15 protein-coding genes and 1 pseudogene are annotated in these 18,941 nt (G+C 49.5%); 10 read left to right on the forward strand and 6 right to left on the reverse strand.

Translation table 11 applies throughout. From position 1 onward, the window contains the following. A pseudogene (locus AYI96_RS20420) lies at window positions 1-196 on the forward strand (alpha-amylase family glycosyl hydrolase); the annotation flags it as partial. Between the two features lie 394 nt (window positions 197-590). On the opposite strand, the gene AYI96_RS18810 reads toward AYI96_RS20420, so the two are convergent. From AYI96_RS18810 to dinG, 6 genes are all read right to left on the reverse strand, one after another. Continuing rightward, window positions 591-881 (reverse strand): late competence development ComFB family protein, encoded by a 291-nt coding sequence (locus tag AYI96_RS18810; RefSeq protein WP_039036194.1) that lies wholly within the window; start codon window positions 879-881, stop codon window positions 591-593. Between the two features lie 63 nt (window positions 882-944). Then, window positions 945-1,850: a histone deacetylase gene (locus AYI96_RS18815; RefSeq protein WP_071476155.1), complete on the reverse strand. Its 906-nt coding sequence runs from the start codon at window positions 1,848-1,850 to the stop codon at window positions 945-947. A 3-nt stretch (window positions 1,851-1,853) separates the two neighbouring features. Next, window positions 1,854-2,549, reverse strand: coding sequence for a DUF2057 domain-containing protein (locus AYI96_RS18820; protein WP_071476156.1), 696 nt, complete (start codon window positions 2,547-2,549; stop codon window positions 1,854-1,856). Between the two features lie 9 nt (window positions 2,550-2,558). After that, window positions 2,559-3,221 (reverse strand): primosomal replication protein, encoded by a 663-nt coding sequence (locus AYI96_RS18825; protein ID WP_039035593.1) that lies wholly within the window; start codon window positions 3,219-3,221, stop codon window positions 2,559-2,561. Further along, the gene (locus AYI96_RS18830) at window positions 3,218-3,991 is read right to left on the reverse strand and encodes a TSUP family transporter (protein ID WP_144362145.1); all 774 of its coding nucleotides are present in this window, start codon (window positions 3,989-3,991) and stop codon (window positions 3,218-3,220) included. The genes AYI96_RS18825 and AYI96_RS18830 overlap by 4 nt, the downstream gene beginning before the upstream one ends. Before the next feature lie 21 nt (window positions 3,992-4,012). Continuing rightward, complete coding sequence (dinG, locus tag AYI96_RS18835) at window positions 4,013-6,085, reverse strand: ATP-dependent DNA helicase DinG (protein ID WP_025011234.1); 2,073 nt, start codon at window positions 6,083-6,085, stop codon at window positions 4,013-4,015. 86 nt (window positions 6,086-6,171) lie between these two features. Between dinG and AYI96_RS18840 the strand changes: the two genes are divergently transcribed. The 9 genes from AYI96_RS18840 to AYI96_RS18880 all read left to right on the forward strand — a co-directional run bounded on the left by AYI96_RS18840 (window position 6,172) and on the right by AYI96_RS18880 (window position 18,767). Next, entirely contained in the window at window positions 6,172-8,541 is a 2,370-nt protein-coding gene (locus AYI96_RS18840; protein ID WP_071476157.1) for a DNA polymerase II, read from the forward strand. Window positions 8,542-8,755: 214 nt separating this feature from the next. After that, the gene (locus tag AYI96_RS18845; RefSeq protein WP_039035597.1) at window positions 8,756-9,964 is read left to right on the forward strand and encodes a porin; all 1,209 of its coding nucleotides are present in this window, start codon (window positions 8,756-8,758) and stop codon (window positions 9,962-9,964) included. A 418-nt stretch (window positions 9,965-10,382) separates the two neighbouring features. After that, complete coding sequence (locus AYI96_RS18850; RefSeq protein ID WP_144362146.1) at window positions 10,383-13,136, forward strand: TonB-dependent receptor; 2,754 nt, start codon at window positions 10,383-10,385, stop codon at window positions 13,134-13,136. A 674-nt stretch (window positions 13,137-13,810) separates the two neighbouring features. Further along, window positions 13,811-14,593 (forward strand): DUF3450 domain-containing protein, encoded by a 783-nt coding sequence (locus tag AYI96_RS18855; RefSeq protein WP_039035598.1) that lies wholly within the window; start codon window positions 13,811-13,813, stop codon window positions 14,591-14,593. After that, a complete protein-coding gene (locus AYI96_RS18860; RefSeq protein WP_039035599.1) occupies window positions 14,593-15,948 on the forward strand; it encodes a MotA/TolQ/ExbB proton channel family protein in 1,356 nt (451 codons plus the stop codon). Before AYI96_RS18855 ends, AYI96_RS18860 begins: the two co-directional genes overlap by 1 nt. Beyond that, window positions 15,948-16,475: a MotA/TolQ/ExbB proton channel family protein gene (locus tag AYI96_RS18865; protein ID WP_082014355.1), complete on the forward strand. Its 528-nt coding sequence runs from the start codon at window positions 15,948-15,950 to the stop codon at window positions 16,473-16,475. The genes AYI96_RS18860 and AYI96_RS18865 overlap by 1 nt, the downstream gene beginning before the upstream one ends. Before the next feature lie 13 nt (window positions 16,476-16,488). Beyond that, window positions 16,489-16,893: an ExbD/TolR family protein gene (locus tag AYI96_RS18870; RefSeq protein ID WP_025011238.1), complete on the forward strand. Its 405-nt coding sequence runs from the start codon at window positions 16,489-16,491 to the stop codon at window positions 16,891-16,893. Between the two features lies 1 nt (window position 16,894). Then, complete coding sequence (locus AYI96_RS18875; RefSeq protein ID WP_039035600.1) at window positions 16,895-17,515, forward strand: energy transducer TonB; 621 nt, start codon at window positions 16,895-16,897, stop codon at window positions 17,513-17,515. Between the two features lies 1 nt (window position 17,516). Continuing rightward, a complete protein-coding gene (locus AYI96_RS18880) occupies window positions 17,517-18,767 on the forward strand; it encodes a tetratricopeptide repeat protein (protein ID WP_039035601.1) in 1,251 nt (416 codons plus the stop codon). The last annotated feature ends 174 nt before the right edge of the window (window positions 18,768-18,941 follow it).

The following is an 18,941-nucleotide window of genomic DNA, read 5'->3' on the forward strand; positions in this document are numbered from 1 at the left end:
TATTGCCTGTTCCAGGCCCAAACTGCTGCTTGAGCTTGGTATCAGCGACGATGCCTGGATAACTTCTGCCAAGGAGTTTCGCCGTCAGTACAGTGGCATGAGTGGCCGATGGGATGCCATGTGTGCGATGAAGGCCAAATATGGTGGTAAATGGTGCCGGGGTAAGCAACAAAGCCAAGCAATACATCCCCATTAACCTTAAACCCTTGGTGATTTTGCAGCAACAGGCTTAAGCCTGCCGAAAGCATGCCTGGCAATCGCAGTTCTTGTATGAAGCACGCAGATTACTCGTTTCAGAGAGTCTACTTCTAATAATTCATCGTCATTTATAAGAGATTGAGACCGCAAGGTATGCTTCCAGGTGGTCCGTAAAATGTTTAGGATGTCCTGATTTTTTTGTGCTTCCAGGTGGTCCGTAAAATGTTTAGGATGTCCTGATTTTTTTATGATGATACTTTTATCGGGTTAATAGCTGGCCCGGAGCGATGGTGGAAATGTACTTTCCAGAAGCACAGTTCGCAAGAGATATAAGCTCTCTTGGTGAGCCCTGGATTCAGGAAATGCACCTTCCTTGATTGCAGATGCCTGTGTTACCCCTGCGCTTGCTGATCGGTTTCCAGTTTCGGGGGTAGTTTGGATTTCAAAAACGCCCGTGACTTCTCTAATGCCTGGTAGATTTCGTTGCGCATTCTATCTTGTTCTTGATAGTCGCCGTAGAAATAGGTGTCCACCAGATGGTGAATGTAGCGCACTGGTAGTTGATTGAGCGTGATACAAGCCAGATCGGCCACATAGTCGGTTGGCAGCTCATCCATCAACCCCTCTTCAGCGAGGATTTCCATTAACATCACTTCGTAGTAGTTGCGGATTTCCAGCTGCATAGGTGACGCTCCCAAAGTTCTTTGCTGTGTTCGGTTTGGTTGGTAACAATTGGTTCGTAGCCTTTAGCGATACAGCGTAGTCGCGGCGCGAAATAATTGACTGTGTCTGAGTGTTAATTGTAGAGGGTCTTTGCAGTATCCGCCTCCCGTGACACAGGCTATTGGTATTGCCGCTTCTCTGGCATGACCCAATACGCTCATATCCCGCCGGGATATGCCCTCAAGGCTGAGCCGCAACAAGCCGAGTTCATCTTCAGCATGTACATCGACTCCGGCGTCATAAAGAATGAGATCCGGTCTATGAGTCAAGATCAGCAAAGGCAGTATCTGCTCCAGCGTTGAGAGGTACTCGTCATCACCGGCGCCGTTTTCAAGCTCGATATCATAGTGAGAGTCTGCCTTCCGGGTAGGGAAGTTTTGCCGGCAGTGTATTGAGCAGCTGATGATGTTCGCATCGCCGGCTGTCATGGTGGCTGTGCCGTCACCTTGATGGACGTCGCAGTCGATAATCAGAACCTTGTCTGCCAGCCCTTGGTTTATCATGCGTCTGGCACTGTAGACTAGATCGTTGAAAACACAGTAACCGCTGCCAAAGTCCTGGTGAGCGTGATGGTAACCGCCGCTGATATGCAGCGCTATGCCGTGCTCAAGTGCTTTTCGTGCCGCAAGCTCGGTGCCTGCGACCGAGTGCAGTGTCCGAGCCAGCAGATGCTCGCTCCAGGGAAACCCTATGCGGCGCATTGCCTTGGGATCTAGTTGGTTGTGAATAAACCCGGCAACATATTGAGGACAATGCACAGAGGCGAGAGCGATTTGTTTTACAGGTTTTGGGGAGCAGAGGCTAAATTGCCCGGAAAAAGGAGTTTGGCACAGATACTCAAACAGGCGTTGATATTTGCTGATGGGAAATCTGTGCCGGGATGGTAACGCCAGTTTGGAGTAGCTGGCGTGATACACCAAAGGGATCATTTATCAGAGCTGTTTGATGGCCCAGCTCATGAACTCTTTGCGAGTTGCTTCATCGGCCTGTAACCACCAGTATTGCAGCATTTGCTGGGCATGGGCGGCACTGTCACCCCCTTGGCTACCGGCCTTGGAAGCCGCTGGCATTGTCATGGCACTGACAGGTGATGGCTGGGATACAGGTGCCACAGGTTGGTTGGCGGCCATGTTGCCTGAGGTTACGGCTGCAGCAGCGGTTTCAACATCTGGCCCCTTGTTGCCATTGAATAGCTGTGACAGGAAACTGGTTTCTTTCAGTTGAGTCAGTTCCACCTGGTAGTTGACCTGGCCCTTATCGGCGCGGGTAATGACGACCTTGGGAGTTTTGGCAAACTCTTTGGGCTTCTTGACGTAGTCACCATCGGCAGGCTTAAGGATGTACTCGTTGTCGCCTTCGGCTTTCAGGGTCAGAATGAAAGGAGAAGATTTAACGAAGCTCTGACTGTCGGAAAACTCATCATCGACCATGTCATGATAACGAATAGCAATCTTGTGGACACCTTCGGATAGTGCCAGCTCAGATTTGTGGTTGAAGTTGCTGGTTTCAATTTCTTTGCCATCCAGAGCCAGATATTCAAAAGACATAGGGATGGTCAGATTGGCCGCAAATACCGAGGAAGTGCTGAGCAGGGCCAGTATGGCCGAGGCGGTCAAGCGTAGTTTCATTGTTGCTCCTTAACGATTGTAACTCTGATGCGGACGTTCGAATGCCTGAATGCGATCTTCAATATAGCTGATCGCCTGCCTGCACTTACCGAGGCGGCGATGCATCAAAAGGATGTCATTCTGGACGGGGATTTTGTCAGTACTATGACAGTTTTCAAGCTTTGATTGCAATTGTTCAATCTTTTGTTCTATTTTTTTGGCCCAGTTCAGATGTTTGTTCAGCTCTTCGTACAATTGATGGCTGTTTTGCATAACACCCGCGGCTATCCAGCCAAAACCACTTTCCTGGTGTCGGCGGCCCTGACGTTGTTGGTAGCTTTGCCGCTTACTGGTCTGCTGCAGCTTTTGGATCCTGGCGTTGAGACCTGTGGTTCCCAAGGCCCGTTTCAGGGCGACAAACCTGTCCTGAATGCGTTCGCAGCTTAAGGCGATAGTGTGTTGGGCCAACTGATGGCGTAACTGTTTTTCCAACTGATCTATGCTCTTGTGCAGCTGTTCCACACAGGGATAGAGTTGGGCACCATGCTGAATAAACAACTCGCTGTTGAAGCGTTCAGTATCCTGCAGTAGTTTGCGCTGTGCCGCTGGCAAAGAGGCATCATGTTGCAGCACTTCTTGCTCCAACTGCCTGAGCTGTTCCCGCAGACGTTGTACCAGTTGATTGGTGTTCAAAACCAGGCACTCCAGGCTAGATTAGCGGCGATAAGTACCACAATAGCAATAAAGAGTGGCCTGATAAACGGCATTCCGAAGCGGATAGCCGAGTGGGCGCCGATATAAGAACCCAGCATCATACACAAGCCCATCACCACGCCTACCAAAAGGTGCACTTTACCTAGCAGCAAGAAAATCATCAATGCCGTGATATTGCTGACAAAAGTCATTGCCCTTGCCAAGGCACTGCTGTGCAGGAAGGGCAGGCGGTACAGCGCGGTCGAGCTGACGGCCCAAAAGGCGCCAATGCCCGGGCCGGCAAAGCCGTCGTAGGCGCCAAGCCCCAGCCCTTGAAGTATCTGTTTATGCTTGGCCGGCGCTTCGGTGACGGGTTTACATTGGCTGCAGCCCATGGCTCCGGGTGAAAACAGCGAATAGAACGCGATGGCGATAATAAGCAGTGGCAGAATTTTTTCCAGCCAACGGGTGTCGATGAGATAAACGGCAATACTGCCGATAACGGCGCCTATGGCAGTAGCAATAAAGGCGAACAGCCAGAACTTGGGGGTCAGCAACTGCTTGCGGTAATAGGTAAATGCCGCCATGGAGGAGCCGAAGCAGGCAGCCAGTTTATTGGTCCCCAGCGCCAGATGAGGTGGCATGCCCACTGTCAGCAAGGTGGGAATGGACAGTAGACCGCCACCACCGACTACGGCATCAATAAATCCGGCCAGCAGGCCGACTGCGGCCAATATGGCCCAGCTGCTGGGTTCGAGCAGAATATCCACTTTACATCCTGATTGAGCGCATCATTCGATAACGCGACGGTAAGGCGGCAGGGCATCAAGCAGCGACGACCCGTATCTTTTGGTTACCAAACGCCTGTCTAATATGGTTATTCGGCCATAGTCCTGCTCTTTTCGCAACAGGCGGCCGCAACTCTGGATGAGTTTCCGTGACGCATCCGGAATAGTCAATTGTAAAAACGGGTTACCGCCTTTCATTTTGACATATTCTGCGTGGGCCTGCTCTACCGGCGAGGTTGGCACGGCAAACGGCAGCTTGGTTACTATCAGGTTAGTCAGGTAGTCGCCGGGAAGGTCGAGACCCTCGGAAAAACTGCCGGTACCAAAGATAATGCTGGGCTCACCTTTGTCACATTTTTGCTTATGTTGCTCGAGCAAGTGCTGGCGTGGGGCACTGCCCTGGATCAGCGGTTCGGATACCAATTTGTTGCGCAGTAAATCGGCTACCTTTTCCATCTGCCAGTAGGAGGCAAACAGCACCAGAGTGGCCATTTCACCCTCTACCAACTGCTTTATCTGGCTGGCGAGTTCTTCTGTGTAGGCGTCTTCGGTTGGCTCGGTGCGCATTTTCGGCAGGTAGAGAGTGGCGTTGTTCTCAAAATCGAAAGGCGACTGCAGCGCCAGGTAGCGACTGCCATCATTGAGTGACAGGCCAACCTGATAGGCAAAATGCTCAAAGCGGTTCAGCGCTCTGAGGGTGGCGCTACATAGCACGACACCGGCGGCTTTTTCCCACAACATATGTTCCAGCATATAGCCGACTTCGATTGGCGATGCACTGAAAAGGTAGTCCTGCTGCTTGCCGCTGAGGGCTTCAATCCAGCGGGCGGTGGGGGCACCTTTGGGGCTGTCCTCCTTGGCCATCATTTTCCAGAGCTTTTGCAGGTTTTCCAGGCGCTGCATCATAAAGCCGGTTTCACTCAATAGGGCTTCGGCCTGATGCCTTGGTAATTCACCATCCTTGACGCTTTCGCTGAGAATAGCCTGCATCTTGTTGAATTGCTTGAGGGCATCGTTGGAGGCCGTGGCCAGGTTTTCTGCCTGAATCAACAGGGCGTCCGGCAGCTTGCCATGTTCGAACCGCAGGCGGTTTTCCGGGTTGGCAAAGAGTTTGGGCTGGGTATCACAGTAGTGGGCAACCTGATTCAGCAGGCCGGTTAATTCTTCGATGCGATCCAGCATCGCCTGCGCCGGGGCAATAATATTGTTGCTCTTTATTTGGTTTTGCAGTTTGGCCGTGGTCTTGCTGACTTTCTCCAGCCAATCACAGGCCCCTCTGAGCGTAGCCTGGGCGCTGGAGAAATCCCTGGCTACATTCGGCAGGTGATGGGCTTCGTCGATAACGTAATAGACTTCTTCCGGATCCGGCAGAATCACACCGCCACCCAGTTCAAGGTCGGCCAGTAACAAACTATGGTTGGCAATAAGCACATCCCAGGTATCAATATCTTCGCGGGCCTTGTGGAAGGGGCAGTGGCTGTGACTGGCCAGTTGGCGATGACAGCTGTGTTTGTCACAGGCTATCTGTTGCCACAGGTGGTCCGGCAGCGGCGTTTTGAGGGTATCAAGTTCACCATTCCAGCGGCCATCCTGATAGTCTTTGAGCAGCGCCTGCAACTGCTCAACCTGTGAGGTATCCGGCTTGGTCTGCCACATGGCCATCTGGCTGCCGTTGCCGTCACCTACCAACATCTCAAGCTTAGCCAGGCACACGTAACGCTGACGCCCTTTGACCAGACCGAAGCGGAAGTTGAGTTTGGAGTGTTGCAGAAAAAACGGCAGATCTTTATGCAGCAACTGCTCCTGCAGCGCCACAGTGGCGGTGGCGATACAGACTTTTTTCTTGCTGGCCAGCGCCAGAGGTATGGTTCCCAGAATATAGGCCAGGGATTTACCTATACCTGTGCCCGCTTCAATCACCATGATGCGCCGCTGCTTGTCGTATTCACCGGCAAGTGTCTTGGAGATCTCCGCCACCATATAATTCTGCTCCCGGCGGGAACGGAAGTTGGGCAGTGCGGAGGCAATGTCCTTGTAGATCTCGCGGATCTGGGTCTTTACATGGGCTGCTAGCATGAGACTCGGTTCTGGAAAATTATCCTGTATATAATACCAGTAATTTCTTATGCTAATAAACCTCTAAAACACGATTGTCCCGACTCATGCCCCAAAACACGCCGCAAACCCTGAAAGGCCGTATTCTTACCCGTCATCTGGTTCAGAGAGACGAGGGGTTATGCCTGCAATACTATCTGGCCACCGAGCAGGGGCCTGTGTTGGTTGAGGTGCCGGGACAGGAGCAGATTTGCTTTGCCAAAGAGAAGGATGCGGCGGCTTTATGTCAAAGTTTAAGCCAGGTACGGACCCAGCCGCTGGCGCTGAGAAACTTCGCTAAAGAGAAGGTTGCGGCGCTTTACAGTCGCAGTCGGCAACAGATGCGGTTACTGCAAAAGCAGGCCCAGGATCAGGGAATGCCCTTGTATGAAGCCGATCTTAAACCCCAGCAGCGTTTCTTGATTGAGCGCTTTATTGCGCTCGATGCCGAGTTTTACGGTTATTTCAGCGAGGAAAGCGGCGCACTGACACGGTTTGTTGCCAGCCGCGCCAGGAAAGCCTCGCTGAACAATGTAGGTTTGGCTGTTATTTCCCTCGATCTTGAATGCAGCATGCAGGGCGAGCTCTATTCCGTCGGACTCTACGGTCGTGACCGCAATGGAGCGCTGTTTCAGCGCGTGTACATGATAGGTCAAGCCCAGGACGGGCCAGACTATATCCACTGGGTCAGGGATGAAGCAGCCTTGTTGCAGGCTTTGATTGACTGGTTTTGTCTCTGGGACCCGGACATTATCATAGGTTGGTCGGTTGTCAATTTTGACCTGGCACTGCTGAGCCGACGCTACGCCCATCATGGTATTGAAGCACGGCTTGGGCGCGGAGGCGTGCCCATGTCCTGGTTGGTGGAAGGCAAGTATCGGCCGGAAACCCTCTCTTTGCCCGGGAGAGTGGTATTGGACGGCATAGACTGGCTCAAGGCCGCCTTCTATCAGTTTGAGCGCTATTCGCTCGAGTTTGTCTCCCGCGCACTCTTGAGTGAGGGCAAGGCGATAGATCAAGTTGAAGATCGCGGCCAAGAGATAAGACAGCTCTTTCAAGAGGATAAATTGGCCTTGGCCCACTACAATCTGACCGATTGCCGTCTGGTGCTGGATATTTTCGATAAAACCGATCTATTGAATTTTGCCCTCGCCCGGGCGCAGCTGACCGGGTTGGAGTTTGGCCGGGTAGGGGCTTCGGTGGCGGCGTTCAATCATCTCTACCTGCCACACTTGCACCGCGGTGGATTTGTGGCGCCGGCAGCACCGGCCAGTGATGGCCTGGAAAGCCCCGGCGGCTATGTGATGGACTCCATTCCGGGCCTTTACCGGGACATTCTGGTACTGGACTTCAAGAGTCTATACCCTTCGATTATTCGCACTTTTTTGATCGATCCCATGGGGTTGGTGCAGGGTATGGGTGAGCCCGAAGCCGAGACGGTACCCGGCTTTCTCGGGGCCAGATTCAGCCGCAAACAAGCTATCTTGCCAACGCTTATCGCCAAGTTGGCCCAAGAGCGGGAAAGTGCCAAGGCCCAAGCCAATGCGCCTTTGTCTCAGGCAATCAAGATCATCATGAATTCGCTTTATGGGGTGCTGGGGTCTCGGGGCTGTGTGTTTCACGATGCCCGGTTGGCAAGCTCAATTACTATGCGCGGTCATGAGATAATGCAGCAGACCAAACGTTGGATTGAGGACGAAGGCATGAGTGTCATCTATGGCGACACAGATTCCACATTTGTTTGGCTGGGACAACAGCATGACATCACAGAGCCGCAAGCCTTCGGCAGAGAGTTGGCCGCCAGGATAACCGCCAAGTGGCAACAGCATTTGGCGGAGCATTTTCAGTTGCAAAGTCATTTGGAACTCGAGTTTGAGCGTCATTATGAACAGTTTCTGATGCCCACTCTCAGGGATTCAGAAGAAGGCTCCAAAAAGCGCTATGTCGGTGCCAGTCGCAATAGTCAAGGTCAATTGGATATTATTTTCAAAGGCATGGAGCAGGTTCGCAGTGATTGGAGTCCTCTGGCCAGACGGATTCAATACGAGCTGTACCGGCGTATGTTCAATGACTTGGATGTGGTGGGCTTTCTGGCTACGGAAATAGAAGCGCTTAAACGCGGCGATTATGATAACGAGCTTATTTTCTCCAAGCGACTAAGGCGTAAATTGGATGCTTATCAGGCCAAGGCGTCACCCCATGTCAAGGCGGCCAGACAATTGTTGGAGCAGACCTGTGATCCGCGTTATGGTCGTTTGGGCACCCGTATAGACTACCTGATCACAATCAATGGCCCCGAAGCTGTTTCCCTCAGACGTTCAGCCATTGATTATAACTACTATATTGAAAGACAAATCAAGCCGATAGCCGATCCAATACTTTCTATAATGAAAGAAAGTTTTACCTCTATCAGCACGGGACAGTTGAGTTTAATCTAATACCAAAATTGTTTCAAAAAGTTAACAAGGTTAATGGTTGGTTTTATTTCTGGATTTTTACGGCCTTTATGGTTTTTTTTAAGGCAAAAGTAATAAAAAATGTGATTTTTGTCTTTGCCGCTTTACTGAGCTTTTGCTAATCTTCGCTCCCCTTGGAAGGAAATAAAACAACGGAATGGGGTAGGCAGACTGAAAACACTTAAGGTTACAACAAATGAACAAGACTCTCATCGCATCCGTCCTGGCAGGACTCTTGGCCGTTCCATCGGTTCAAGCTATTGAAATCTATAAAGATCAGAAAAATGCAGTCTCAATCGGCGGTTTCGTTGATGTCCGAGTAATCAATACTCAGGGTGAAACGGAAGTTGTCAATGGTGCTTCCAGGATTAATTTTGGTTTTAGCCGTGAGTTAACCCACGGTTGGAACACATTTGCCAAATTGGAATGGGGCGTGAACCCTGTTGGCAGCAGCGACATTGTTTATAACAACCGTTTCGAATCGGTGCAGGATGAGTTCTTCTACAACCGTCTGGGCTATGCAGGCATTAGCCATGATAAATATGGCACTATTACTATTGGTAAACAATGGGGTGCTTGGTATGACGTGGTATACAACACTAACTACGGTTTTGTATGGGATGGTAATGCTGCTGGTGTATACACTTTCAACAAAGACGATGGCGCGGTAAACGGTGTTGGTCGTGGTGATAAAGTCGTTCAATACCGTAACAGCATCGGAGATGTGAGCTTTGCGGTCCAGGCACAATTAAAAAATAGCAGTTTCTATACCTGCGACATCGAAAACATCACTGAGAGTGCCTGTGAAGCAGAATGGAATGCAGGTAAGAAAGAAGCGCAACAAGTTACTTACGATTACACCTATGGTGCATCTTTGACCTACAAGGCTACTGATAAATTCAGCTTAATGGCGGGTGTTAACCGTGGTGAGTTTGATGTGGTCTATGGTACAGGTGAGCAAAAAACAGCTGTTGATTTAATCTATGGTGTGGGCGCGACTTGGGGTGATTTTGACCAGAATGGCTTATATGTTGCCGCAAACGTTCACAAAGAAGAAAACCATGATACTGATAACATCGGCCGCTTGATTAAAGATGCCTATGGTGTTGAAACTTTAGTTTCTTACAAGTTTGATAATGGTCTACGTTCTTTTGTGTCTTATAACATTCTGGATGCAGGGAAAGACTACGTTATTCAACCAAACTTTAATGCCGATCCTAACGATGTGTTCAAGCGTCAGTTTGTTGTTGTAGGTTTACACTTTGTTTGGGATCTGAATACGGTTCTCTATGTTGAAGCACGTAAAGATTACAGCGACTTTACCAGTGCCGACAAAGCGCAAGAAGCCAGAATGTCATTATCAGAGGATGATGGCATCGCTATTGGTATTCGTTACACCCTTTGATTGTTAATAGAACTGTTTAAAAAAGCGCCGAAAGGCGCTTTTTTATTGGAAAAAAAAGTGTTCGCACAGCTTACCAGAAAGAGATGTGTAACGGGTTTGTTACGTTTGGGTGAGTGGGGGCGGGTTTTGATAAACTCCATTTACTTCATGGCCTTACATAACGATATTCTGGTTAAGATAAGCTGTTACTGCTGTAAGAGACACTATATTCATACTCAATGAAATAATCTTATCTCTCTTTTGTTGTTGGTTTTATGTGCAATATTAATGTTTCAAATGTTGATAAAATGTTTGTTATGTGATTTTATTTGCGTGAAATTGTTGCTGGTCACTCGTGTATACCTGCAAACAACTAAAGGATCCGGACAAAGCATTTGGATCCGTTACCAAGACACAAGATGTCGAAAGGGAGATAAGTATGTATAAGAATAATTCGTTAACCAACGCAGTGCGTCTGGCATTGGTTGGTGGTGTTGCAGCGACTGCTTTTAGCGCTCCAACCGTTTTGGCGGCCGAAGAAGGTGCTGACAATGTAGAGCGTATTCAGGTTACAGGCTCTCGTATCAAGCGCACCGATATGGAAACCGCAAGCCCTGTCAGTGTGATCGATGCTTCATCTATCATAGCGTCAGGCGCAGTGAATATTGACGACGTTCTGCAAAAAATGACCTCAGCCGGTGGTGCCATGACCAACGCCGGTATCAACAATGGCTCAGGCGGTAACTCGCGCATTAACTTGCGTGGTTTGGGTGATAACCGCACTCTGGTTCTGGTGAATGGTCGCCGTATGATTGCATCCGGTACCGGTGCGGCATCTTCTGTTGACCTTAACACCATTCCGGTATCTATGATCCAGCGTGTCGAAGTACTGAAAGATGGCGCTTCTGCCATTTATGGTACCGATGCGATTGCCGGTGTGGTTAACATCATTCTGAAAAGAGATTTCGACGGCTTTGAAATCAACGTTCAAACAGGCCTTTCCGGTGAAGGTGACGCTGACGAGTCCAGCATCGACATGACACTGGGTAACACCTTTGAGAAAGGTAATGTCGTTGTTAATGCTCAATACACCAAGCGTGGTGATGCCAGCCAGGCTGACCGTGATTTCTCAAAGTGCCCGATTGCAGAGACAGGTCCAAAGGGTGAGCGTAGCCTGTACTGCGGCGGTAGTAGCTATTCTCAAGGCGGTCACATCTGGGGTGACAACAACTTTGGTATCGTGGGCACAGGACCAGAAGGCGCTTATGCCATAGGAGACAAGGGCTACTATGGTGAATATGTTGATAACGGTGAGGGCAAGCCTAAGTTCCAATACTTTGATGGCATGTCTGAGGCGGATCTGAGCGGCTTGGGTGGAACTTATCATGAGTTCAGCGATGCCGACAGATACAACTACGCCAAGGACAGTTACCTGTCGACGCCAATGGAGCGTTTGAACCTGTCCATGGCGGGTACTTATGAACTGACCGAATCGATTCGTTTCTTCACCGAAGCCATGTACTCCAAGCGTTGGTCCAATCAGCAGATGGCGCCTCAGCCAATCTGGAACAACTCTGCTTGGGTTTACAATCCTAAGTCAGCCGGTGGCTGGATGACCGATGAACTGCTGCCTTGGGTTCAACCCGGTGAAGCACTGGCTTATGGCCGTCGTATGGTTGAGTCCGGTACCCGTGACTTTGACCAAGTAGTAGACACTATTCGTATCGTTGTTGGCTTGGAAGGTGAGTTTGAAAACGGCTGGACCTGGGATGCTTCTTACAACAAAGGTAAGAACGACTCAACCGATACTCTGGCTAACCTGCACAACTTGGGCTCCATCAACGCTGCGGTTCTTGAGGGCACTTTTGATCCTTTCCTGCAATCATCATGGGAAGGTGAGAGCATCAAGCCATACATATATACCGAAGTGAACAGCGGTGGCAGCGAGTTGGATATTATTGCAGCGACTCTGTCCGGAGATTTGTTTGAACTGCCTGCCGGTATAATGGGCTTTGCAGCGGGTTACGAGCATCGTAAAGAGGCTGCGCATTATACTCCTGATTCCCTGACTTCCCAGGGCTTGGCAAACGATCCTCGCGTAGAGCCAACCTCCGGTGACTTCAGTGTTAATGAATTTTACGCAGAATTGGCAATCCCACTGCTTAGCGAATTGCCTTTGGCGCAGCAAGTGGATCTGAGCGCCGCTATGCGTTACTTCGATTACAGCACTTTCGGTGATGATACTACCTGGAAACTGGGTCTGACCTGGCGTGTTTTTGATGACCTGATGATCCGCGGTGGTATGTCCACTGCCTTCCGTGCCCCAACTGTATATGAACTGTATGGTGGTAAGTCACCATCATTCGAGCAGATTGTTCACCCTGCTACCGATCAGGATCAGGCTGAAGTGACTGTTGGTGGTAACGAAATGCTGACCCCTGAAGAAGCTGATATCACTACTCTGGGTCTGGTGTATTCACCAAGCTTTGTAGAAGGTCTGTCTCTGACCGTCGATTACTATGACATCGAGATCTCCAACACTATTACTTCAGTTGACAACAACTATATTGCCAACCAGTGTCTGGATGCCGGTGGTAACAAGATCAACACAGGCACTGCGCTGTGTCAGTCTTCCAACATTGAACTCGACAATAGCGGTCGTATTAAGTTCGACAACGGTTTGCAGAACATAGGTGCTACCAATACCTCAGGTTACGACATCAACGTTGCCTACGTATTCGATGCCTTCGGTCTGGACTGGAAGGCCGGCTGGGACAGCTCTATCCTGAGTGAGTATGAAGAGTTTGACCCGGATGGTAATGCAGTTGACTATCGTGGCTATATCACAGGTGGCGTGGGTGCTTATGCCAAGTTCAAGAGCAACCTGAACATTACCGCTGCCGGTGATGATTGGACTGTCACTTATGAAGCTCGCTACATCGACGGTATGGACTCGTTTGCTTGTAAGAAAAATGATGGCAGCTGCTACGCGCCTTCAGTAGACAGCGTGGTTTACCATGACCTGTCAGGTTCTTACGATATCACCGACCGCATCCGTGTATCCGGCGGTGTTAACAACCTGTTTGACAAAGAGCCTCCGTACTACACTGGTAACAACGACTCGAATACCGACCCTTATACCTATGATATGTTGGGCCGCTACTTCTTCGTTCGTGCCAGCATGAAGTTCTAATGACACACTTCATCTTTGGATGAATTAAGTTAGCTTTAAAGAATGAAACCCCGGGATGATACCCGGGGTTTTTGTTTTTCATACTACATATAGGTAGCGGATCCATCCAAACTCACAAAACACTATTACGTAACAACTGGAATAAGCCCCGGTTGCCAATTGATTCTTTGACCAGTGAATAGGGCGAATGAGTTTGTAGCGAAACTGGCTTCCCCTGGATAGTAATCGTGTGGAAAAAGTGGATTGCCATCGGTCTGCAGAATTGATTCCTTCAAAGATTTATAAAATATAACGCACCGCCTTATGCTTTTTAATTATAAATAAATCATAAGGTTAAATATTAGCTTGTGCTGTTTTTGCGGTTATTCTTGGCTCAGGAAGGCGACACATATTTGATCACTAAATGTAAAAAAAAGCCATTGATGATTAATCACACAGTTAGCCTTAGTTTCCAGCGTTTTCGTCTCATTTCAAATGTTGACACAGGTCAACATTTTGTGAAATGATGCCAGCGGGTCTATGCCTTCAGGGGCATAGGAAAGGGAAGATAAAAAACTAACAATCACAAGAGAAAGACATACTTGATAGCATCATCTGCCGTTGAAATAGGGATATTCGGGGCGCTGTTGCTGAAAAGTTAAACCTTTTTAATCACTTCAAATTGGTTGGGAACTATGTCCAAGGTAAGCAATAGAACAAAAATCGCTTCTGCGCTTGTTGGCGCGCTGGCACTCGCCAGCAGCAACTTAGTCGTTGCAGATCCTCTTACCGACGCGCAAAAAGCCGCGGGTCGTCTGCAGTCAGACGCCGTTGCGTCACAGAAGAAGATCGATAAGTATTTTGACCAGGCTCAAGATATGCTTTTCGAATATTCCGCCGTTGCTGACGAGCGTGAATCTCTCAAAGCCTACAATGATTATCTGGCTGGTCTGGTCGCTGACCAGGAAGCCACAATGAAATCCATTCAGGACGATATCAATGGCGTAGACAAACTGCGTCAAGGTGTTGTTCCTTTGATGTTTAAAATGGTTGATGCCCTGGAGCAGTTCGTGGCTCTGGATCTGCCATTCAAATCTGAAGACCGTGCACAGCGCGTTAAAAACCTCAAAGACCTGCTTAACACTGCCGAAGTGACTCTGGCTGAAAAGTTCCGTTTGATCCTGGATGCTTACAGCATCGAGCGTGAGTACGGCAGCTTTGTTGACGTTGAAACCGGTAAGCTGAACCTTGATGGTAAAGAAGTGCTGGTTGATTTCTTCCGCTTGGGCCGCGTAGCTCTGTATGCTCAGAGCCTGGACCAGAAGACTGCCTGGATGTACAACTCTGAAACCAAGGGTTGGGATAAGCTGGATGACAGCTATCTGCGTGACATCACCAAGGGTATTCGTATCGCCCGTAAACAAGGGGCTCTGGATCTGTTCGCACTACCAATTCCAGCTGCGGAGGCTGCACAATAATGAAAAAGCTAATCACTACCGCCGTCGTTGCTGCCAGTTTCTCACTGTCTGCCGGTATGGCCAGTGCCGCAGAGGCGCCTAAGACGATTGATCAACTGCTGCAGCAAGTTAAAGTTGAACGTGCCGCTCAAGGCAAAATCAATGCTAAGCGTGAACAAGAGTTCCAAGCTGAGCGTGGCGACAAGGCCGCCCTGCTGAAGCGTGAAAAAGATGCGCTGGCTGCTGAAACTCAACGTGGTAAAGACCTGAACCAGGCCTTCCTCGATAACGAGCGTAAAATTGCTCAACTTGAAGAAGACCTGAAAACCGCTCAGGGCGACTTGGGTGAAATGTTCGGTGTAGTTAAAGGCGAAGCTGGCGATTTCGCCGGTAAGCTGATCAACTCCAACGTCAGTGCCCAGTATCCAGGACGTGACAAGTTCGTTCAGGACCTGGGTGCCCGTAAGCAACTACCTAAGATTGAAGAGCTGGAACGTTTCTGGGAAGAGCAACTTTTCGAAATGGCCGAATCCGGCAAAGTCGTTAAGTTTGAAGGTTCTGTAACTGACATTGATGGTAACGTGAACAACACCACCATCTATCGTGTCGGTGCTTTTAACCTGTTGGCTGATAACAAGTATGTGGTTCTGAACCACGAGCTGGGTCTGATCCAGGAGCTGTCTCAGCAGCCGGAAGGTTATCAGGTTAAGCCTATCGCTGACTTCGAAAAAGCCACTTCAGGTACAGCCAAGCTGTATGTTGACCCTGCCCGCGGTACTCTGCTGAACATCTTCACTCAGAAGGCCAGCTTCCAAGACCGTATTGAGGCCGGTGGTACCATTGGTTACATCATCATCGCCTTGCTGGCTCTGGGTCTGCTGATCTCGCTGGAGCGTCTGGTGACTCTGACTGTTATCGGTGCCCGTGTTAAGTCTCAGGCCAAGAATGTTGCCAACCCAGGTAACAACGCTCTGGGCCGTGTACTGAAAGTGTACCAAGAGAACAAAGATGTTGACGTTGAGACTCTGGAGTTGAAACTGGATGAAGCCATCCTGAAAGAAACACCAGCGCTGGAAACGCGTATCTCCATCATCAAAGTATTGGCGGCTATCGCTCCTATGATGGGTCTGCTGGGTACCGTAACCGGTATGATTGCAACCTTCCAGAGCATCCAGTTGTTCGGTACGGGTGATCCAAAACTGATGGCCGGTGGTATCTCTATGGCACTGGTAACGACAGTACAGGGTCTGATTGCGGCTCTGCCACTGATGCTGTGTCATGCTATTGTTGTGGCTCGCAGTAAGTCTATTGTTCAAATCCTTGAAGAGCAAAGTGCCGGTATTATTGCTGAACACGCAGAGAAGAGGGCTGACTAATGATGCTATACCTGATGGACATTTGGGATTCCGTCAGGGGCTTCATGGCCTCCGGAGGCGATGTCCTCTGGCTTGTAGCGGCGGTGCTGTTTCTCATGTGGGTATTGATGCTTGAAAGATTCTGGTATCTGAACTGGGTATCACCTAAGAATCATAAAGAGATCATTACTGCATGGAATGCCAGGGAGGAAACCACCTCCTGGTATGCACACCGTATCCGTGAAGCTTGGGTATCCCAAGCGAAGCAAGATATGAATGCACGTATGCTGATCATCAAAACATTGGTAGCCATCTGTCCTATGATAGGTCTGCTGGGTACTGTGACAGGTATGATTTCAGTGTTCGATGTTATGGCAGTTCAGGGGACGAGTAATGCTCGTCTGATGGCAGCTGGTATTTCTATGGCCACTATGCCTACTATGGCTGGTATGGTCGCGGCATTGTCCGGGGTGTTCTTCAGCACTCGTTTGGACGCCAAGATGAAAATCAGCTTGGAAAAGCTGAAAGACAGCCTGCCACACCACTAGAGAGAGATTGAACATGGCACGTAAGAAGCATTCCAGTGTAGAAGAGGAAGCACAGATCGATATGACCCCGATGCTCGACATCGTGTTCATCATGCTGATCTTCTTCATTGTGACCACCTCGTTTGTGAAGCCATCCGGTTTGGACTACAACAAACCCAAGGCGTCCACAGCGACTTCAAAACCTTCGGCGAACATCTTTATCGGCGTCAGTAAAACAGGCGTAATTATGATGGAAAACCGTCAGGTTGATATTGAACGAGTAACAGCTAACGTAGAACGTATGTTGGCAGAGGCACCAGAAGCCGCCGTTCTGATCCAGGCAGACAAAGAAGCCCAACACGGCTTGGTTGTTAAAGTACTGGATCAGGTGAAGGCTGCTGGTATTGATAAGGTCTCGGTATCTGCGGGGAACGACTGATATGTTAAGAGCACTAGTATCTATCATTATTGGTGCTGCTGTGACTTTTGGTCTGTTCTGGTTTATGGCATTCCTGGTCGGAGGTGGCGCTCAACGTGGCGACACCTCAACCGAAACGCCAGTTATCGAGATCACAATGGACAAGCAGGATTCGAAGGCACAGAAGAAACCAAGGGTGACACCTAAGCCACCCCCACCACCAGAGCAGCCACCGAAGCCAGCGGAAACGCCACCGGATAGCTCTTCTGATATTGATACCAATATGGCATTCAATATGGGTGGAGTAGAAGCAGGCGGTCCAAGCACAGGCTTTAAGCTGGGCAACATGATGACCCGCGATGGTGATGCAACACCTATAGTGCGGATTGAACCTCAGTATCCCATTGCTGCGGCGCGTGACGGTAAAGAAGGTTGGGTACAACTGCGCTTTACCATCAACGAACTCGGTGGTGTTGATGATGTTGAAGTTATCCAGGCTGAACCAAGAAGGATCTTTGATCGTGAAGCGGTTCGTGCACTGAAGAAGTGGAAGTACAAGCCGAAGATTGTTGACGGTAAGCCGATGAAGCAACCCGGTATGACAGTTCAGCTGGACTTCACCCTGAACCAAGGAGACAGATAAGATGCAAAAAGTGAATAAGCTTGCTGCAGCCATGCTGTTGACTTTGTCAGGCAGTGCAGTACTGATGGCGCCAATCGCCCAGGCCGCTGAGAAGTGTCCTATCGACCAGCGTCAGGCGAAGGCGGTGGGTCAAACTGCTGCCAAAAAGGTGCAGAGATCCTTTGAAGCCTATCAGGACGGTAATCTGGACGAAGCAATTGCAGTATTGCTGGAAGCCAACGCCCGTAATGACTTCGACAAGGCCTATATTGCCCGTATGCTGGGTAACTTCTACGCTGAAAAAGGTCAGATGGGCACTTCCATCAAGTACCTTAAGCAGGCAGTAGAAGCCGATATCCTCGGTGGAACCGACCACAGTGCAACTCTTAAGTTGTATGCGGATCTGCTGCTGCAGGAGAAGAAGTTTAAAGAAGCTATCACCTACTACAACAAGTGGATGGACTTCTCCTGTAAGCAAGATCCTGTGGTCTACCGCCGTATCGGTATTGCTTATACAGAACTGAAAGACTATCCAAACGTGCTGAAAACAGCGGACAAAGGTTTGTCATTGGCCGAAACGCCCGACAAGAACCTGTACCAGCTTAAGTTCCAGGCTTACTTCAACCTCAAGCAGTACAAGAAAGCGGTTGGTGTTCTGGAAACTATGGTACCCCTGTTTCAGGATGATAAGCGTCTTTGGGTTCAGTTGGCTCAGCTCTATCTGCTGACCGAGGACTTCGACAAGGCTACAGTGACATACGATCTGGCCTATCAGAACGGTTTCCTGGAAACTGCTGATAACATCACTCGTTTGTCGCAACTGTTGGCGTCCAAAGGTTCCGCTTATCGTGGTGCGGTGATTTTCGAGAAGCACATGAAACAAGGGCTTATCGAAAAAAGTGAGAAAAACCTGTCTATGTTGGCCGGTTTCTTCCACAACGCCAAGGAGCTGAAGAAGGCCGCGGCCTATTATGGTCAAGCTGCTGCAGTCGGTAATGATGGTAAGTTGTACCTGAAACAAGGTCGTTTGCTGGCTTTGGATCAGCAGTTCAAGGAAGCGATTCCAGTATTCAAGCAAGCGCTGGATGCCGGGCTCGAAAACCCTGGTGAAGCTCAGTTTGAGCTGGCACTGGCGTACCTGAACCTGAAAGACTATAAGTCGGCTTACCGCCGTGCTGAATTGGCCTCAAAAGATTCCAAGACAGCACGTAGCGCCACTAGCTACCTGTCATACATAAAAGAGAAAGCGCGGATCCATAACGTTTCACTTTAATGCGATGTCAGCCAAATGAAGCCCCGTAAGGGGCTTCATTTTTTTGGTTCATTGCGGATCTGCGGCGAACGCCACTTTGATTTTCAAAACGCTACTCTGACGTCGAAAAAAATATGCGGTATCCAGCTATCCATGCCCCCATTAGCTTCGGCAGTTTGTTTTTGTTACTCACTC

It is taken from the genome of Shewanella sp. MSW, from assembly GCF_007636515.1.
Classification (GTDB): Bacteria; Pseudomonadota; Gammaproteobacteria; order Enterobacterales; family Shewanellaceae; genus Shewanella; species Shewanella indica.